The sequence below is a fragment of the Candidatus Neomarinimicrobiota bacterium genome (genome assembly GCA_036476315.1).
GTDB lineage: Bacteria > Fidelibacterota > Marinisomatia > Marinisomatales > S15-B10 > JAZGBI01.
In genome coordinates this window covers 22,940-41,433 of sequence record JAZGBI010000063.1, presented here as the reverse complement: position 1 = coordinate 41,433, position 18,494 = coordinate 22,940, and the positions used below count along the sequence as shown (strand labels likewise).

19 protein-coding genes are annotated in these 18,494 nt (G+C 50.5%); 8 read left to right on the top strand and 11 right to left on the bottom strand.

What is annotated here, in order from left to right; translation table 11 throughout:
* Positions 1–528 precede the first annotated feature (528 nt).
* A complete protein-coding gene (gene recN, locus V3U24_06105) occupies positions 529–2,271 on the bottom strand; it encodes a DNA repair protein RecN (protein ID MEE9167016.1) in 1,743 nt (580 codons plus the stop codon).
* Positions 2,272–2,980: 709 nt separating this feature from the next.
* On the opposite strand from recN, the gene V3U24_06100 reads away from it, so the two are divergent.
* From V3U24_06100 to V3U24_06090, 3 genes are read left to right on the top strand one after another with little or no spacing between them, the layout of a single operon-like run.
* A complete protein-coding gene (locus V3U24_06100; GenBank protein ID MEE9167015.1) occupies positions 2,981–3,439 on the top strand; it encodes a hypothetical protein in 459 nt (152 codons plus the stop codon).
* 46 nt (positions 3,440–3,485) lie between these two features.
* On the top strand, positions 3,486–3,782 hold the full coding sequence (locus tag V3U24_06095) for a class I SAM-dependent methyltransferase (protein MEE9167014.1): 297 nt from the start codon (positions 3,486–3,488) through the stop codon (positions 3,780–3,782).
* Positions 3,783–3,800: 18 nt separating this feature from the next.
* A complete protein-coding gene (locus V3U24_06090; protein ID MEE9167013.1) occupies positions 3,801–4,238 on the top strand; it encodes a hypothetical protein in 438 nt (145 codons plus the stop codon).
* On the opposite strand, the gene V3U24_06085 is transcribed toward V3U24_06090, so the two are convergent.
* Positions 4,226–5,206, bottom strand: coding sequence for an aldo/keto reductase (locus V3U24_06085; protein ID MEE9167012.1), 981 nt, complete (start codon positions 5,204–5,206; stop codon positions 4,226–4,228). The genes V3U24_06090 and V3U24_06085 overlap by 13 nt on opposite strands.
* A 16-nt stretch (positions 5,207–5,222) precedes the next feature.
* Positions 5,223–6,683, bottom strand: coding sequence for a M28 family metallopeptidase (locus V3U24_06080; protein ID MEE9167011.1), 1,461 nt, complete (start codon positions 6,681–6,683; stop codon positions 5,223–5,225).
* Positions 6,684–7,308: 625 nt separating this feature from the next.
* On the opposite strand from V3U24_06080, the gene V3U24_06075 reads away from it, so the two are divergent.
* Entirely contained in the window at positions 7,309–7,521 is a 213-nt protein-coding gene (locus V3U24_06075) for a hypothetical protein (protein ID MEE9167010.1), read from the top strand.
* A 3-nt stretch (positions 7,522–7,524) separates the two neighbouring features.
* On the opposite strand, the gene glnA is transcribed toward V3U24_06075, so the two are convergent.
* The 7 genes from glnA to V3U24_06040 form a co-directional block, all read right to left on the bottom strand.
* A complete protein-coding gene (gene glnA, locus V3U24_06070; protein MEE9167009.1) occupies positions 7,525–8,937 on the bottom strand; it encodes a type I glutamate--ammonia ligase in 1,413 nt (470 codons plus the stop codon).
* A gap of 188 nt (positions 8,938–9,125) precedes the next feature.
* Positions 9,126–10,259: an NAD(P)/FAD-dependent oxidoreductase gene (locus V3U24_06065; GenBank protein ID MEE9167008.1), complete on the bottom strand. Its 1,134-nt coding sequence runs from the start codon at positions 10,257–10,259 to the stop codon at positions 9,126–9,128.
* A gap of 11 nt (positions 10,260–10,270) precedes the next feature.
* Entirely contained in the window at positions 10,271–10,720 is a 450-nt protein-coding gene (locus V3U24_06060; protein MEE9167007.1) for an Lrp/AsnC family transcriptional regulator, read from the bottom strand.
* A gap of 82 nt (positions 10,721–10,802) precedes the next feature.
* Positions 10,803–11,540: a PHP domain-containing protein gene (locus V3U24_06055; GenBank protein MEE9167006.1), complete on the bottom strand. Its 738-nt coding sequence runs from the start codon at positions 11,538–11,540 to the stop codon at positions 10,803–10,805.
* A 353-nt stretch (positions 11,541–11,893) separates the two neighbouring features.
* A complete protein-coding gene (locus tag V3U24_06050) occupies positions 11,894–12,298 on the bottom strand; it encodes a single-stranded DNA-binding protein (GenBank protein ID MEE9167005.1) in 405 nt (134 codons plus the stop codon).
* A gap of 78 nt (positions 12,299–12,376) precedes the next feature.
* The gene (dinB, locus tag V3U24_06045) at positions 12,377–13,570 is read right to left on the bottom strand and encodes a DNA polymerase IV (protein ID MEE9167004.1); all 1,194 of its coding nucleotides are present in this window, start codon (positions 13,568–13,570) and stop codon (positions 12,377–12,379) included.
* A 144-nt stretch (positions 13,571–13,714) separates the two neighbouring features.
* Positions 13,715–14,101: a four helix bundle protein gene (locus V3U24_06040; protein ID MEE9167003.1), complete on the bottom strand. Its 387-nt coding sequence runs from the start codon at positions 14,099–14,101 to the stop codon at positions 13,715–13,717.
* A 716-nt stretch (positions 14,102–14,817) separates the two neighbouring features.
* Here V3U24_06040 and V3U24_06035 point away from each other — a divergent pair.
* The 4 genes from V3U24_06035 (at position 14,818) to V3U24_06020 (ending at position 16,551) form a co-directional block, all read left to right on the top strand.
* Positions 14,818–15,066: a ribbon-helix-helix protein, CopG family gene (locus V3U24_06035; GenBank protein ID MEE9167002.1), complete on the top strand. Its 249-nt coding sequence runs from the start codon at positions 14,818–14,820 to the stop codon at positions 15,064–15,066.
* Positions 15,063–15,461 carry a PIN domain-containing protein gene (locus V3U24_06030; GenBank protein MEE9167001.1) on the top strand — a complete coding sequence of 133 codons (399 nt, stop codon included), beginning with the start codon at positions 15,063–15,065 and terminating at the stop codon, positions 15,459–15,461. The genes V3U24_06035 and V3U24_06030 overlap by 4 nt, the downstream gene beginning before the upstream one ends.
* Before the next feature lie 518 nt (positions 15,462–15,979).
* Positions 15,980–16,261: a type II toxin-antitoxin system RelE/ParE family toxin gene (locus V3U24_06025; GenBank protein ID MEE9167000.1), complete on the top strand. Its 282-nt coding sequence runs from the start codon at positions 15,980–15,982 to the stop codon at positions 16,259–16,261.
* A complete protein-coding gene (locus V3U24_06020) occupies positions 16,258–16,551 on the top strand; it encodes a HigA family addiction module antitoxin (GenBank protein ID MEE9166999.1) in 294 nt (97 codons plus the stop codon). Before V3U24_06025 ends, V3U24_06020 begins: the two co-directional genes overlap by 4 nt.
* Positions 16,552–17,242: 691 nt before the next feature.
* Here V3U24_06020 and V3U24_06015 read toward each other — a convergent pair.
* Positions 17,243–18,094 (bottom strand): hypothetical protein, encoded by an 852-nt coding sequence (locus V3U24_06015; protein ID MEE9166998.1) that lies wholly within the window; start codon positions 18,092–18,094, stop codon positions 17,243–17,245.
* Between the last annotated feature and the right edge of the window lie 400 nt (positions 18,095–18,494).

The following is an 18,494-nucleotide window of genomic DNA, read 5'->3' as shown; positions in this document are numbered from 1 at the left end:
TATTCGGCAAACCGCTTTTCCCCGAGGTCTCAGGACTCCTCTGGGAGCAATGACATAATAGATAATGGTTTCCTCCTGTAACCGCAGGATTAACTACTTATGACCCTTTGACTTGTCTTCCTAGCGTTTCGAGAACGCCATCCCAAGCTTTTTCAAACCACTGTTTCACCTTTTCTCACTCGCGTGAACTTCATTAAAGTCAAACACAGGCATGAAATCATCCAACAACACAGGTTTTATATGTCCCTTTGCGTCTACGCTTTTGTTTAACGGTTCAAAGTCAACCGCCTTAGTGTGGAAAAGAGTTGGCTATATTCCTTTGCTTGTTAGTTTCAGAGGGAGCAACAAGATTCCCGAGCCTTTCCAGATAATACTACGAACGGAGTGCGTTCCTGAGCATCAGCCGTACAAACCATTTATGGAGAAGCAGAGCTAGCCACAAGAGGGGCTTCTCACGGAGCTGACGGAAAAGCAAACCCTGAAACAGATAGAGCGGATATTCGAGCTTGAAAATAAATCTCAGCTATTTCAACCTTGGGCACGCGCCGCTTCGTCAAGGAATTCCCGGGCGTGTTCAAGAGACAGATCGGTGATCTGCTCACCGGCAATCATGCGGGCAATCTCCTCCACCCGCTCTTCTTGAGATAATACCTTCACCTTGGTGATCGTCCGGTCACCCTTCTGAGTTTTAAAAACACGAAAATGATGGTCACCCTGGGAAGCGATCTGCTGAAGATGAGTGATACAAATAATCTGGTGACTCCGGGACAGTTTCCTGAGCTTTTTCCCCACCAGGGATGCAATTTCTCCACCAATCCCAACGTCGATTTCGTCAAAGACTAAAAGGGGAATATTGTCTACCTTTGCCAGAACGGTTTTGAGGGCCAGCATAATGCGCGAGATTTCACCCCCGGAGGCGATCCGTGCAAGGGGCTTGAGCGGTTCCCCTGGATTGGGAGAAATCGAGAATTCCACGTCTTCCAGACCGGTTTCGCCGGCATAACAAGCCTTTTTGCCCGAAACAACCTCCGCAGTAGAACCTCCCTGGGACAAAGGTGTGAACTGAACGTCGAACTTGGTTCCCTTCATTCCAAGTTCTCTTAATTCCTCTTCGATCTTTTGTTTTAGGATCTTTGCACCCCCGGCCCGCTCTTTGGAAATAGCCTGCCCCTGCGTGAAGACTTCGGCCTTCAGGGATTCAACTTTCCCCTTGAGTTTTTCGATTCGATCCTCACGGTTCTCAAGGTTCTTCAACTCCTTTTCAATCCTGTCACGATAGTTCATGATGGCGTCATATGAGTCCACGTCACTTGAACTTTCAGAACCGGAAACTCCATACTTTTTCGCAAAATCCGAATAAAGCCTGAGGCGATCTTCCACCCACTCCAATCGGACGGGATCTGCCTGAACAGAATCACTGTACCGGGCCAGATCGAAAGCCAGGTCCTCCAGAGAAAACACCGCATCCTTCCACTGGGACACTTTGTCTTCCAGGCTGGTGTCCAGTTCCGCTAACGACTCGAATTCCCTCAACAGAATCTTCAATCGATTCAGGGCAGATTCGTCCTCTCCCGAGAGGCCGTGGCTGATCCGTTGAGCCGTGGAGATGATTTTCCGGGCGTTCTGCAACACCTTTCGCTCTTCCCGGAGGGATGCCCGTTCCCCCGGCTGGAGTTCAGCTTTGTCAACCTCATCCATCTGGAAGCGATAAAGCTCCTGGCGCTCCTTTGAGAGCTGCTCCTGTTCCAGAGTCTCTTTCAACTCCTGTTCACATTTTTTCAGGCGGAAAAAAGTTTCACCATAGTCCCTTAATACCGTGGTATCAAGACTGAACCGGTCCAGGAGTTCTCGATGGATATTGGGATTCAAGAGAGACTGATGATGGTGCTGTCCCAGAAGGTCCGCCAACACTATGCCAACGTCTTTCAGAGTAGCGAGAGTTATTTTCTGATCATTGGCAAAGGCAAAGCTCCGCCCTTTTTCCACCACCTGACGTTTCAGTAGCAAGACATTGGATCCTTGAGAAAGAAACCGCCGAACCGGTTCGGGCGGGGGTGATTCGAATTCAAAGGTCGCCTCCACAAACGCTTCTTTGGTCCCGCTGCGGATCATTTCCAGGGATGCCTTCTCTCCGAGAATCAGGTTCATGGAACCGATGAGGATGGACTTCCCTGCTCCAGTGGCACCGGTGAGAACGCTGAAAGCAGTCCCAAAAGTAACGTCCAGATTTTCAATAAGAGCGTAGTTCTTAACGCAAAGTCGGGTGAGCATCAATCTTTACATCCGCATGGATCATGTAAGCTAAAAGCGTTCACATTGGATGTAAAGATATTTCATTAACCATGTTGAACATTCAAGAAATGGAGAGATGGAGAACATTGACTATTGACTATGGACTATCGACAATTGATTATTGAATATTGATAATTGACCATTTGAGAGCCGCAGACACGGAGACGGGAGACTTGGAGAACATTAACTATTGACTATGGACTATTGACAATTGATTATTGATAATGGAGAAATGGAGAAGTGGAGGAATGGAGAGATGGAGAAAGTGATGCGTAATTCGTGACTGCCATCTGGTTACTGGTTCACTGGTTACTTGATCCTTGATACTTGACGCTTGTTACTTAGACTTTGATCTTGGTTCTCCACAGGATCCTGCGGATTGCCTGCCCCACCCGCCTGCCTCACACTGTGGGTGGTGGGCAGGTAAGAAGCTTGTGTCGTAGACACTCCTTCGGAGCTTCTGTTCGGGGGCTCTTGCCTGCCCCGTAGGGAAGAATGACCGTACGGGGGTTCTTGTCTCTTGCCTGCTACTGCCGACTGTTTAGCTTGCGGCTGGACCAAATTGAAGATAAATTATTTTACGATTCCCTACACACCTATTACGTGCGGGGGATTCTCACGGCAAGTTCACTTCCAGGTTAATGCTCGCTCGAGCATTGATCATTACCAAACCAAAGGAGGGTGAAGTATGAACACGAAGAAATTTTTTCTCGCCGTAGTCGCCGGCTTCGTCGGTAACGTTGTCGCCTATTACGTCCTGGAGCAATTCATCTTCAAGGGCTACATGGAAAAAAACATCATAGAACCAACGGGAGCAGCCATAGGAGGAGCATTCTACTTGCCCCTGATCGCCGTCCTGGCAATGGTCCTTATCATGGCCTATCTGTATCCGAAAGGATATGAAGGTGGTCCACCTGCAGGTGAGGGACTCCGCTTCGGTATTCTCCTGGGCCTCTTTGCGGGGATACCGTTCGGGATTTTCTTTGACCTGATGTTTCCCATAGGCTTTGGTCCTACTGTGGTATTCATATTCGTCTACACACTGGAGGTAGCAACAGCTGGCCTGCTCATAGGGTTTGTCTACGGGAAACCCGGGGAGGCGGCAGCGGAAACGCCAGAGGAGCCGCAACCGGAAGCAGCGGCTTAGGAACAAGGTCGTCCCCATTTCGAATATCTCCAGGTAATTCCCAGCTATGTCCTCCGAACGGGATCCAGAAGGAACAGAAGCCAAATATCTGTATGAGCTTGCGGACTTCAACCATGCACGCGTCCTGGAGATCGGATGCGGCAGTGGGCGGCTCACATGGGGCTACGCCAACTCCGCAAAAAGGGTGGTAGCCATCGATTCAGATGATGAGGATCTGACCGAAGTTCATTCTGACCGCCCACCAGGAGTGACCACACCTGTTTCTTTCGCTCAGGTCGATGCCGAAGCACTGCCCTTCCCACAGCGGACGTTTGACCTGGCGATCCTGGCCTGGTCCCTCTGATGAATACCCCGGGAGGGCATGGTTCATGCCCTGAAAGAAACCTGGCGGGTTCTGGTTCCCAATGGGAGTTTCGTGGATTTACGCCCGCTCGCCGGGAAGTTCCCGCTGGAAGTTGTTTCCCATGACCAGGTGAAGCCGGCCGGATTCGTGGATGATACCGCGGAAATCCCCACGGATATCGCCTGCAGTGAGTCTCTCGAAAAAGTGACTGAACAAGAATGGTTTCACCGGGAGCGGGAAGAGTCGTTCGATTATTTATGGTACTGGGATACCATCGACGAAATGAAAGATTACATGGAGGAAAACTGGGACCCAACGCCCATCCTGCCGAAAATGGTTTTCTCGAAGGCACGCCAGCTCTTAACGTCCAGCGGCAACGGCGCCAGGGTAAGACTGCGTATGAGGCTGCTTATATCCCGATATCGTAAGCGGCAGCGCCCCGTTCACGCTTTGTAAAATTCCACACGGGGTCCCGCCAAATCTGAAACTTTCTCGATTAACCTTTCCCGTTCCTCCTCATCCATCCGGCTGAAAGAGCGGGCTAGGGCGATTTTCTCCTTGAGCTGAGCGGCGTTGTCGGGACCCGTGATCAAGACGGTCACCGGAAGAGACCAGACAAAATGGATCGCCTCACGAATGCTTACCCGGTCGGGTACAAGCTTGGGATTATCACCGTGCTCCCCATGGCGGGATCCACCAAAAAAGCCCCCGTTGGCCAGGGTCTTCATGGCCAGTATCCCAATTTTGCGTTCCACCAGCTCGGGCATCACATGCTCAATAAAACTTTCGTAACCCGGATCGGCCAGATTCACGGGCATCTGGCAGGCGTCAAAGATATCCAATTCTTCCAACACACGCAGATGGGCAGAAGGGCGGGTATGGCCAGTAAAGCCCACATAGCGGGTTTTGCCCGATTCCTTCGCCTCCATGACCACGTCAAACACACCCCTGTCGATCCGGCCATCCACATCCCGAGGACTCCTCACCGAATGCACTTGCCACAAGTCTAAATGGTCCGTTCCCAATCGACGCAACGAACTTTCCAGGTGGCGACGGACTCCGTGCGCATCCCCGGCGGTGGTTTTGGTCATGATAAAAACGTCGTCACGGTACTTTGGGATGAGGAGCCGGCCTAACCGGCTTTCACTCCCGCCTCCCTGGTAGCTTTCCGCCGTATCGAAGAAGCGCACTCCTCCTTCCAGGGCCGCTTCAATCGTGGCTTGAGCCTCACGCTCCCCCATCCTCCCAATGTGCCAGCCTCCCACGCCCAGCATGGTCACCGCCTCACCTGTGCGTCCCAACTTGCGCATGGGCAGTAGGTCTCCCAGGCGATCTTTCGAATTCCCCTGCCAGATACCACGGGGTAACACAATCCCTGCAGTGAGACCTCCCAGCGATTTGAGAAACTCCCGGCGATTAATCATGCGGAATTCCCCTGGGTCATCTGGGCAAAGGCTCCTCCATGTCCGCCACCACGTAGGCCATCACCAGCATGGCCGCCACACAAAGGTTGAGCTCGTGAGGATCAAGTTTGTCGATGGTATCGGCCCACGTGTGATGATACCAGAAATAACGGGATCCCTCCACTTTCAGCGACATGACAGGAACACCCTCTTTTTCGAGGGGCCCGATATCGGCGGCGGCCCCTCCCTCCTTTATGGAATCAGCCTTGATAGACTCAAGAAATTTCGCGATCTCCTTAACGGTAGCTCTCGCACCGTCTGAACCGGTAAAACCGAAGCCCAGGGGCTTGAAGACTCCATTGTCCGATTCCATAGCCAGGATGTGATTGTCCAGTTCACTCTCATGGGTATCCCGGTAGGCCCTGCCTCCCCGCAGGCCGTTCTCCTCATTGGTCCACAGTACCACCCGCACCGTCCGCCGGGGACGTAAGTTTAACTCGTGCATGAGGCGCACCGCCTCCCAGGCAGCCACGCAACCCCCCGCGTCATCCATGGCCCCGGTGCCCACATCCCACGAATCGATGTGACCTCCCAAAACCACAACCTCTTCCGGATGTTCACGACCTACAATCTCCCCCACCACATTTCGGGAAGGAACATCCTCATCAAAGTGGGCTTCTATGGTGAGGCGCACCACCACTCGCTGACCCCTGTCCGCCATGCGCTGGAGCATCATGGCATCCTCCACCGTGATGGCGGCATGAGGGATCTTCGGCACACCCTCCTGGTAACCCATCCCTCCCGTGTGGGGCGTTTTCATGGAAAAAGGTCCTACGGACCGGATCAGGCTGGCCACGGCACCCGCCTTCGCTGCCGCACTGGCTCCTCCATAGCGGTATCGCACCGTTTCACCGTACGTGATAAAGGGGACGTTAAAAAGAATGATCTTACCCTTGGCCTCATCCGCTCTGGCTGTCAACTCATCAAAGCTCTTTACGACCACTACCTCCGCCGTAATTCCCTCAGGCGGCGTCCCCACGCTTCCACCCAGTCCCAGCATATCCAGCTTCTTCTGCCGCGGCTCTATAAGTTCCACCCACTCATTGCCACGCACCCACCGGGGAACCATCACCTCCTCCCCGTGAACATTCTCCAGGCCATCCCGCTCCATTTCCTCCAGAATCCAGTCGATGGCATCTTCCAGGTTTTCCGTGCCGCTGAAGCGCGGACCAAAGGTGTCCGTCAGATAGGCAAGACGATGGTAGGCGGAACTGTCAGCTAAGGCGGCGGATATTAACTGATTGGCAGCATCTTCATAGGCGGTCAACAGGGGAGATCCCCCTTCAGCAGGCTGCCATCCAGCACCCGCTGCCCAACTCAAAAGATGAATCGAAAGAACAACGATGGGTAACCTTGTATGGATAAGACTCTTCCCTCCTAAACGACTCAGGATATTGCGCGGAGATTCCCAAACAGGCAAGGGAAAACTGTAAACCATCGGGACAGGGAACACTACCGGCGGCCGCGAAGTGAAATCGGGAAAAAGGAGACAACTGGAAAATGAAGGGAGAGTCTATCACTGTAGGTTTGCTGTTCTTTTTGTCCCCGAAGGGTCCCCGCTCTTTGCGGGGCGGGCGGGATCTTCGACTTGATACAAAAAGAATGAACACGATCACGGCCCGTCTACACTTCGTTACGAACGGACAAGCTGGATTCCTCCGAGCGGAACCGTCGTTGATTTTCTGGAAAGAAACCAAACTGATCCCGCGGCGGGATTTCAAACTAAGGATTCCGTCTTAACGGAAACCTCCTCTGGTTCTATTTCGCCCGAGGGAATAGTGCCGAACAAGAGACTCAGATAGTCAGACTTTCCCTCACAAACAAGGTAGAAAAAACGGCCTAAAATAATCTGGTGAAAAAGGGTTGGCGGAGCCGTGGATTAGGATGCATGACTGTCTGAGGAGCCCGCAACTTCGGGAGACGAGTTTCATGCATCCCCGCGGCGACAGTCAACACAAGCCAGATTATTTTCAGCCAAGGTTCTTTGGGTACCTTTCTTACGAAAGAAAGGTACGAAAAAGATAACTTCCAATATCTAAAACCCACCTTCAGAAACTACCAGAATGCTGATTTTAATGTCTTTTCTCGCCTATCGCACTTCGTTTGTGGTGGGCAGGTCTAACACTAAGAAAAGCGTGAGACAAAGCGACCGTCGATACAATCACACGAGGAGAACATCGGGGGGACAGGGAATGCTGGAGAAGGAAGTTCTGAGAGCCATGCATCGATTGACACCCCTGGCATCACCCTCTGCTTACCTCAAATTCGCTCGTTGAAGGCTACACGTCGTAGTACAGATGGAACTCGAACGGATGGGGTCTGTGGGCCAATGGGGCCAGCTCCTCATCGTGCTTCCAACTGATCCAGGTGTCAATTAGGTCGTCCGTAAAAACCTCCCCGGCTGTGAGGAATTCATGATCACCTTCCAATGTCTTTAGGGCATCCTCCAGTGAAGCCGGCGTATGACGGTATCCTGCCAATTCTTCGGGTTTCATCCCGTAGATATCCCGGTCCAGAGGTTCACCAGGATCAATTTCATTCTGAATACCGTCGATCGCAGCCATTAGCATGGCCGTCCAGGCTAAATACCCGTTGCAACTGGGATCTGGACAGCGGAACTCAAGCCGTTTGGTTTTTGGATTTGCGGAATACATGGGGATACGGACCGCCGCAGACCGATTCCTGGCAGACATACACAGATTGACAGGTGCCTCAAACCCCGGGACCAATCGGCGGTAAGAATTGGTGGTAGGCGCCGCAAATGCCAGAATCGCCGGCGCATGTTTCAGGATGCCACCCGCGGCATACAAGGCAAGTTGGCTCAATCCGGCATAACCGTCACCTGCAAACAGGGGTTCACCATCCTTCCATAATGAAAAATGGGAGTGCATCCCGCTTCCATTGTCCTCGAAAATGGGTTTCGGCATGAAGGTTACCGTTTTCCCGTTCTGCTTTGCCACGTTCTTGATGATGTATTTGTACCACATGAACTGGTCAGCCATTTTTAAGAGGGGCTCAAATCGCATGTCAATCTCGCCCTGGCCCGCTGTCGCCACTTCATGATGGTGAGCTTCGACTATGATCCCCACCTTGCGCATCTCATAGACCATCTCTCCGCGAAGATCGTGGTAAGTATCGGTGGGACTCACCGGGAAATATCCTCCCTTGAAACTGGGTTTGTACCCCAGATTCGGTTCTTCGAAGCGCGCCGTATTCCAGGCACCTTCAATGGAATCGATTCGATACATCCCCGTATGCTGGTTCTGCTCAAACCTCACTTCGTCAAAGATGAAAAACTCGGGTTCAGGTCCAATGCAACAGATGTCCGCAATACCTATTGATCGAAGGTATTCTTCCCCTTTCCGGGCAACGTGACGTGGATCGCGTGTGTAGTCCTTCTTCGTCACAGGATCCACGATGTTGGCAATGACGCTGACCGTGGGCCTCGCGAAAAAGGGATCCAGGCATGTGGTGGTTGGATCCGGTACCGCCAGCATATCAGATATGTGAATTCCCTGCCATCCCCGAATGGAAGAACCGTCAAATCCGAGGCCGTCTTCAAACGTACTCTCATCCAATGTATCAATCGGGAATGAACAATGCTGCCAGCTGCCAAAAAGATCGACAAATTTCAGGTCGATCATCTCGGAATTGTTTGCTTTACAGAACTCGAAAAACTCCTTCGGTGTCACTGCTATTCTCCTTTCCTAACTCGTATGTTCCCCTTAACCACCCCGTGATCTTCAAAACAAGAGCCAATATTATGCATTACCGACTTATTTTGCAAGTTTATTAAGTCGACACGTGATGAATCTTTAAATATTATTGTTTTGGATTGATATATCGTGACTTATTAAAGTCTCACGGAGAGCCTTTTTTGCTAGGCTTCCACAATCCACGCCACCACATCTTCACCGATAGCGATGGCTGCTGTCAGTCCCGGAGAGTCGATCCCTATCAGGTTGATCCAACCGGGATACCCCTCGTCTTTCTCCTGCCGGATGTAGAAATCGGAAGGTTTGCCTTCCGCTTCCGCCAGCTTGGGTCGGATCCCCGCAAAGTCCGCACTCAAATCTTCACGCTTCAGAGCAGGCAGATACCGCCTGCCCGCGGTGTAGAACATGTCCAGGTCGTCTTCACGAACCGTATAATCTTCTTCTGGTTCAGGGAGCCAGTCGGCGCTGGGCCCCAACCTCATATTCCCTCCCTGGTCAAAACTGAGGTGGATCCCAAGAGAATCGTGCTCTTCATCAGGGATAGGGTAGACGAGATGCTGTATCCTGTGGCGCCACCTGGATGACAGTTTGAAGTAGGAGCCTCTGGAATAGTGGAGCGTGGGCCCGTCTTTTCTTTCGGATCCCCAGAGGAATTCCGCCACGCGATCACTGGATAGTCCCGCTGCATTCACCACCCAATTTGTGGTCACCTCATAGGAGGCTTCCCCGGGACCCTCTACAGCCACGGAATAGCCCTCCCCTTTGGGTTCCGCCCCTACCACAGATGCTTTCAGCAGAAGGTCGTGGCCTGCTTCAGTGGAATGGCGAGAAAAAGCGGACATCAATTCATGAGCCGATACAATTCCTGTACATCCTACAAACAGGGCGGATGCAGCCGACACATCGGGTTCAAGGGCCCGGATCTCCTTTTGCCTCATCATGTAAATCTCGGGAACCCCGTTGGCTCTTGCCTGCGCGTACAGCGCCTCCAGCTTCTTTTCTTGACCCTTCTGTGCCACCACCAACTTCCCGCATTGACTGTGCCATACATCGTTGGCCCGGCAGAAGCGATAGAGCTTCTCCCGGCCCAAACGACAATAGTGAAGCTTCAAAGAGTCTTCCGGGTAGTAGATACCCGAATGGATGACCTCACTGTTCCGGCTCGAGACACCCAGGCCAAAATCGTCTTCCTTCTCAACCACTAATACGGATGATACGTTCTGTTCTGCCAGGCCTCGAGCCACCGCAAGTCCAACCACTCCGGCGCCAATGACAACAACCTCGTAGTCGACACCCATGAGAATGGTGTTTACCGGAGCGGAAGGTGGGTCTCTTCCTTGAATGTGGACATGACCACCATGGTGTGAGTCCGGATCACTCCTGGCCACGACTGGAGTTCTCTCAAGAGAGCCTCCAGGGATGAGGTGTCATGCGTCCGCACTTTCAACATATGGGATCCTTCCCCTGTGATGGAATGGCATTCCAGGACTTCATCCAGATCGCCCGCGCGGCTTATGAGTTCTTCATAATGGTCCGATGAGGCCATCACCACAAAGATAAATGCCGTCACGTCATAGCCGAGTTTCTTGGGATTCACCACTGCCCGGAAATCGCGAATAATTCCTTCATCCATCAATTTCTTCATCCGCTCCGTCACCGCCGGCACGGAGAGTCCCACATGCTGAGCCACTTCCTTTGCCGTCATCCGTCCCGTATCCTGAAGGAGATCAAGAATAATTTTGTCTTTTTTGTCCAACATGGTTACCGCTAGTATATGAGGTGTGAGTAACTATTACAATATATTTTCAGGAATCTCTGGTGTTCTTATTTAATAAGTTAAGTCAGGATTCGGGTATGAACCTGGGGAGGTGATACCGTTCAAGATCCAACTCGAGGCGGCACAGTCTCGCAATGTGGTCACCTGGGATCATGGGTTCGTACGAAATCTCTTCCGGGTTTATCTTCACTCCCACAAATCGTTCTTTTTCCGGCAGCGTCTCCACCGTACAGTTAAGGTCGATGGCTCTCAGCACGTTACGCAGCGGTTCATCGGAAGGATCAAGAAGATTCCACTCGATGACCGGGACGGCAGGAACGCGGGTAAGATCGGAGCGGCGGGATAAGAGATTCAAGAGGGAACGTAAAGATTCCCGGTCCCACAGGCTGAGGGCCAGAAAGAGGTTGTTTCGCTCCACTCCCTTTCGCCGCAGGAGCCATCGCTGCAGGAGGAAAGGATCACGGCAGAGGGTAAGAAGATTCAGGGAATCGGGGAATGCGTCGATCTTAAGATTTTCCAGATGATGCTGGGTAACCAGGCGGCATAATTCCTCATATCCCTTCCCATTCCGTGCCACGATGGTCACGTGCCGTTTGTCCTGAACCAGTTCCGTGGCGATGAGTGGTTGAATGTTTGCCTCCCGGCACCGAATATAGAATTCCACGGCTCCATAGAGACCGTTCTTATCGGCCAGGCAGAGCGTTTTTACCCCTTTTTTTCTGGCAAAATCCACAAGTTCTGAAGGCGAATGAATCCCTTTCAGAAAGGTATAATGACTTTTACAGATAATCAGTGGCAGCATCTAGAAATTTGTTGTCTTATTATAACCGGTTTGTTGATCGGTTTCGATTTATTCACTGAATACCCGGTGCTTTTTTCCTGTCCTTTCTTACGCAAGAAAAGTACAATAAAAATCACGCTCTAGATAATCCCACGACGAGAATGTGCGGGAAGTGTAGGGAACGGAAGTTCCTAGGGCAGTATTCAGATTGGACAACCGCTAAAAGGTTTTTACATGCTTCTATAATGAGGGGAGATTGCATATAAAAGGCGTATATTCACGTCAAAAAAAGAGGCGAACCTATGCTCCGCCTGTCGCTTCCCCAATCGAGGGAGCGACAGACGGAGCAAACCGGTATAAGTTATGCCACCTGATTAAAACGGGAGATCGTCATCGTCTGTCGATTTGGCCGTCTCTTCCGGCGCCTCCTCACTGACCTCTCCTCGCGGGCCGAGCATGGTAAACATATCTCCCCGGACTTCCGTCGTGGACCGCTGGATACCTTCCTTATCTTCCCAGGTCCGGGTTCTCAGGCGACCTTCCACATAGACCATCCGGCCCTTCTTCAGATACTCTTTGGCCATCTCCGCCGATTTTCCAAACAGCACACACCGGTGCCATTCCGTGTGTTCCTGCAGTTCTCCATTCTCATCCCGCCACGTCTCATTGGTGGCTATGGAGAAATTAGTGGTGGCTGTCCCGGAAGGTGTGTAGCGGCTCTCCGGATCCGAGCCGAGGTGGCCCACCAGGATGACACGATTGACGCTGCCTTTTTGCATAATGCCCCCTCTCTTTCGATGCTATGGTCGTTTCATCTCTCCCATGTTTGAGAAATATGATCAATGGCTTATCTCAAGTCAAGAGATTTGTGCTCCCGTGACGCGGCCACTGTAGTTGATAAGCGGGATAGCTTCTCCTGCGAGCAGGGCGTCAAAACCGAATCGTTCCCGTGTCTGATCCATTGCCAGCAGCCGTTGCCGCATCCTTAACCATGTATGTTCCTCAAACAAATCTATTTGATGATAATCGTCTGTTAAGTTGGATAACCCAACACCTATGAGACGAATCCTCACCCGCCGGGTAATGGCGTTGAGGGTGAGATCCCTAGCCACTGAAAAGATAACCTCATCGACATTCTCCGGTTGGGAGAGCGTCATGGATCTGAGTTCGGTTTCAAAATCTTCGTACCGTAATTTCACACTCACCGTCCGGGCACGCTTTTTTTCCTGTCGCAACCGCCGGCACACTTTTTCTATCAGATAGTGAAGGACCGCTACAATGTACTGGCGATCCGCGGTATCTACCCGGAAGGTGGTTTCTTTGCTGATGGATTTTCGTCTCCACTCAGGAACCAGGCCCCTGTCATCCTCTCCTCTGGCAGTGCGCCAGAGACTCCGGCCATAAGCTCCGAAGGCAGTCTCCATGAGCGATTCATCCACTGTCGTGATCTGCCCCACCGTTTCGAGGCCAAATGCCCGCAGCGTGGATCCTGTTTTATTCCCCACTCCTGGAATAGCATCCACAGGCAAAGAGGCGAGAAACTCTCGTTCTTTTCCCGGGGAAATGTAAAAAAGTCCGTTAGGCTTGGCCCAATTGGATGCGATTTTTGCCATCACTTTATTTTTCGCGATTCCCACGGTACAGTTCAGTCCTGTCGCCTGTTTGATCCTCCACCGGATCCGCTCTCCCGCTTCCATGGAGGAACCCCACAGCCGTTGTGTCCCGGTGAGATCCACGTACCCTTCATCAATGGAGGTCATTTCCACCGTGGGGGAGAACGATTTCAAAACCTCTTTGACCTGCCGGTAGTACCGGTCATAGGTGTGAAAATCGCCCGGTACCACAACGAGGGCAGGGCACAGTCGAACGGCGACGGCCATGGGGGTAGCGGAATGGATTCCATACGTTCTTGCTTCATAGGAAGCTGATGCCACCACGGTCCGGCCCAATGAAGGATCTCCTCCCACCACCACCGGTTTCCCCGTGAGGGACGGGTCTTTCAGCCGTTCAATGGCCACAAAAAACGAATCCATGTCGACATGAACAATCATGTCAGTTGGCAGTCTGCAGTTTGCAGTTGGCAGCAACTACATTCATATTAATCTGTTTTCTTTTCACCGTCCCTTGCTTACGATTTTTTCTGACTGCTCCCTTCTGTCGATTGCCTCCTGCCCACTGCCAACTGGTTCCTGCTTCTACTGGTTACTGCCAACCACTTCCCTCGGGATAAACCGCTCAGGATGGGTGGCCATGCTTCCCAGCATTCTGCCAATCTCTTTGTATCTTTCACCGAGTGATTGGTGAACCTCACTCGAAATATATCCACAGTCTTTGGCAAAGTCGATCCAGACCAGCATCTCGCTGGTTTCTGCATCTGCTCCTCTGATCTTTGATGAAAAAAATCTGGGATATGTTCGTTCACGATAAGCTTCAACAATATTCGCGCAGATAGATCGAGAGGCTCTTCGCATCTGGTCCGTCAATGAATATGTTTCTTCCTTCGGGAAAGACTTAGAGACCTTAAACACATCCATCGCCAACTGATAAGCGTTCTCATAAACCTTTAGTTTTTTGAAGCTCATGTGATCTATGTCTCCTGCCTACTGCTGCTGCCAACTGCCAACTACCACTTCTGGTTCTTGGTTCTTGATCTTTGGCCCCTGCCCACTTTTATCTTTAATCTTTTTCCTTTTATCTTGACCCCTTGTGTCTGAAATATATTCATACTTTCAGGTAAAATCCAATTAAATTCTATTAAAGTATTATATTGCTCTTAATTCTTTTCTCAACTTCGCTCCGACGTAATTCGTGGCACTGCTGACTGCCAACTGGTGACTGGTTCACTGGTTACTTGATCCTTGTTACTTGATCCTTGCTACTTGCCTGTCCCGTAGCGTCAGCGTACGGGGATCCTTGTTACTTGGCTCTCCACAGGATCCTGCGGATTGCCTGCCCCGCCCGCCTGCCTCACCCTGTGGGTGGCGGGCAGGTAGCGGCACCGTACGGGGGCTCTTGGTTCTTGGCTCCCGCTCCGTCACTCCCAAGTGGCCCTTTCCCAAGTATAGCATACAAAGGGCGTATATATCAACAAAAAATAGGACCCCTTTCCTGCGAGCTCCCAACTGGTCGCTGGATCCTTGTTACTTGATCCTGAATCCTTGATACTTGTCTCTCTTTATCTTTTCTCTTTTATCCTTTATCTTGCCCCTGCTTACTGCCAACTACTTTTCCTTGCGTTTCTTAACCAAGTGTGTTATCATTACATCAAAAATGTAATCATGAAGAAAGGGGAACAGTCATGATTCGCACTCAAATCCAGCTGACTGATGAACAAGCCACCACATTGAAGAGGTTAGCAGCCGAGAGGCATGAGTCCGTGGCGGAACTAATTCGTCGGGGAGTAGAAATATTGCTTCGTTCCATCTCATCCGTAGGTCCTGATGAGCGGCGGCGGCGGGCAATCGCAGTGGCTGGTCGTTTTCGGTCTGGTCGCACAGATCTATCCACTCAACATGATAGGCATCTGGCTGAGGCGTACGGGAAATGACCAGTTTTATTGATACATCGGCATTCTTGGCTATCCTGGACGCTGACGATGAAAATCATTCAAAAGCCGGGAAAAAATGGGAAGAGCTTATTGACAAGAGCGATACTCTGGTGTGTAGCAGTTATATTCTAATTGAGACATTCGCATTAATTCAACATCGTCTTGGAATGAAGGCAGTTAGGAGCTTTCAAGAAGACGTTGTTCCAATCTTGACTGTCAAATGGGTTCATGAATCGGTCCACGAGGCAGGCGTAACGAGCATGCTTGCCGCAAACAGGCGTGAACTCAGCCTTGTAGATTGTGTCAGTTTCGATATGATGCGGCGATTAGGGATCAAGATAGCGTTTGTATTCGATAAGCATTTCAAAGAGCAAGGATTCCAGTGCCTCCCCTAGTTCTCCCTGCCCACTGTCGGTAACTGGTCCCTGGTTGCTATCGAACATCGAACCTCTTTCCATTAACTCTTAACACATAACTCATAACGTCTAGCGCTGCCAACTGCCAACTGGTCCTTTTATCTTTTCTCTTTTATCCTTTATCTTGACCCTGCCTCCTGCCAATCGAAGCGTAGCGGAGATCCCGATCCCTCGGGACTGCCAACTTTGACTTCTGGTTTTTGGATCTTGGAGCTTGCCTGCCCTGTAGGGAGCGAAGCGACTGTATCGGGGCCTGCCCTGTAGCGTAAGCGTACAGGGGTTCTTCAATGTGTTCCCCGTAGTGCTCTCCTACCTATTCCACCAGTTTTCCCAGATCGCTCTCCGTAATCTTTTTATCCTTCATAGTCCTGAAAAGAACCAGTACGCCATTCAGGTCCTTCACAAAATCCTCAACATCAGCAGCTAGCAACTTGTTATTCTCATGAACGTGAGAGAAAACTTGTTGTTGCGTGGCGCGCAACGTGCTATATTAGATGGTGATTCTGTCGTTTAAGCACAAAGGGCTACGAAAATTCTTTGAGACAGGATCTATGGCCGACATTCAAGCGGCACACGCGAAGCGACTGCGCCTCATGTTGGCCGCCTTGGATACCGCCGCCAATATTGATGATATGAATATCCCTGGATTTAACTTACATCAATTGAAAGGGGGCCGAAAAGGCATCTGGTCAATATCGGTCAGCGGCAATTGGCGCGTCACCTTCAAATTTGAAAATGGAAACGCCCATATTGTCAATTACGAGGATTATCACTCATGAGCATGCACAACCCTCCCCATCCTGGTGAATTCATCAGAGAGGTCTACCTGGAACCGTTTGGTTTGAGTGCCAGAAAAGTGGCAAAGAATCTTAATGTAGCGCCTTCTACCTTTATCCGACTATTGAATGGTGAAAGTAATGTTACGCCAGAAATGGCGCTACGTCTTTCCCGGGTATTGGGTCGGAGTCCGGAAAGCTGGATGGCCATGCAGGACCACTATTCACTCTGGCACGCCAAACGGACAACAGACCTCAAGGAAGTAAAGAAGCTAGAGTTAGTGGGTGTATAAGTAAGCGTTTGCGGCATGCCCCTCATTACGTCGGAGCGTAGTTGAGCAGAGCGAAATCCCGACGGTTTCTCGGGGCGGAAATCCCACCAACGGCGGAGCCCACTGCCACTGCCAATCGGAGCGGAGCGGAGATCCCGACGCCTCGGGACTGCTACTGTTCTTTCTCTTGGTTCTTACTTTCAAAAGTCCAGCTAATTATTTCTTCACTTTTTCTAACTCCGCTCTCAAGCGAAAAACTGTACATCCTAATTTTGCCACAACTGGTACAGTTTTATCTTGCCATAAACATTCGTAGCAGTCTTGACCCCTTTTCCCATTGCTGCAGCTCCCCATCTCTCCAAAACTGGGAACTGTCTTAAACCTTATATTGTTGTAAATTGGTGAAAAGAAGAGGTCTACAAGATGGACGCAGTGGTCAAAATATCATCTCACACCCAGCATACATTGACGAGGCATTCGGGAAATTCCCTGTGCTCGCTTATAACAAATTCTCTTGGGCGACAAAATTGGAAACCAGGTCGCATAGTCTTCGGTTTCGACGGGATAAGAGATGTCTCAGTTTCCTTCATTCAGGCCACAATATTGAAACTATATGAGGATGGGTATCATGTAGAACTGATTAATATTGGTGACGCTGTGCGGTTCAAAATTGCCTCTCTTATTAGAATCACGAAGGTCGATCCTCAGATATTCAAAAAAGCAGATCGCTATCCTCAAGCTGCCTTCTATATTTAGACTCAATCTTAAAGCAGATCTCAACAAAGGTACCTGAAAAATTGCTGTCGTATTTTCTGTGTGTGAATGACCTGTTTCTACGAAAAGTAACGCATCCTTGATTCGAAGCAATGAATAGATAATCTTCAGGGTCAACTATGTAGTCTCTAAGAAGCGTCAATTCTGTCCCTCCTTCGCTAGTTGTAATACCGAGTTCTGTCGCTTTCCTGATTGCCTCACTATCTGTAGAAACAGATCCATATTGGGATCTAATGTTTTGGGGAATCCCGACACCTACATCACTAATGGATATACGCACACATCCCGATGCCGTTTGAGCAACGACGAACGCCTCGGTAGTGTGGGAATGCCGGAAGATGTTGTCAAGTAACTTCGCAAAAACATCATTTACGTAAGGATAGGGAATTATGTCTGCAGCTCTTTCAGAGCATAAAGTGGACAGTCTATCGATGACCGTCTCCAATTCGTCCACGTCTCTGATGTTGATGAGGCAGAACTCCACGAGACTTTCCGGGAGAGAACGCCTTTGAATAGAGGGTCTTTCCGGGATAATAGAAACATTGCCGTGAAAACTCTCATCCGCGAACTTCAGGAAGTCGATTCGTTCCAGGTAGTTTATAACCTGATCATTTACCGATACTTCCCCTGTGCTGGATAGACGCATCTTCCTGGTCAACAGACCCGCAAGAAATGTTAAACCAATGGGGGTGTAATAGGTTATGGACGTTAAATCAAATGTGGCGTGGTCTCTTTTTTCCAGCTTCCAGTTCCTGCCCGCAATAGCAGAGTGATCAAGACTCGAACTCACCAACGCCCCCAACTTTCAGGGAACGTTCCAACTGGGGACGGGCTTGCCTGTTCTCGTCTTGCCTTATTCATTTCTTTTAATTTGTCCTGTGAGAGAAGTAAACAAGTCTGCCTTTGACTCTTGGTAATTTAGCAATCAATTCCTCGACGCTGAACATTTAAGATGTGACCCCAACGCCCAAAGATGTCACCCGATTTACGCAAGGGTCAACAGCAGACTTGACCCCTTTTTATAAGAAAGCTCTGAGAAAACTGCTACCTCCTGCCCACTGTCAACTGCTCCTTTTATCTTTAGTCCTTTGTGTCGTCTTCTGCGTGCTGCCAACTGCCGCTGGTTCCTGGATACTGCTTACTTGATCCTTGACCCTTGCTACTTGTTCCTTGAACCTTTTCCTTTTATC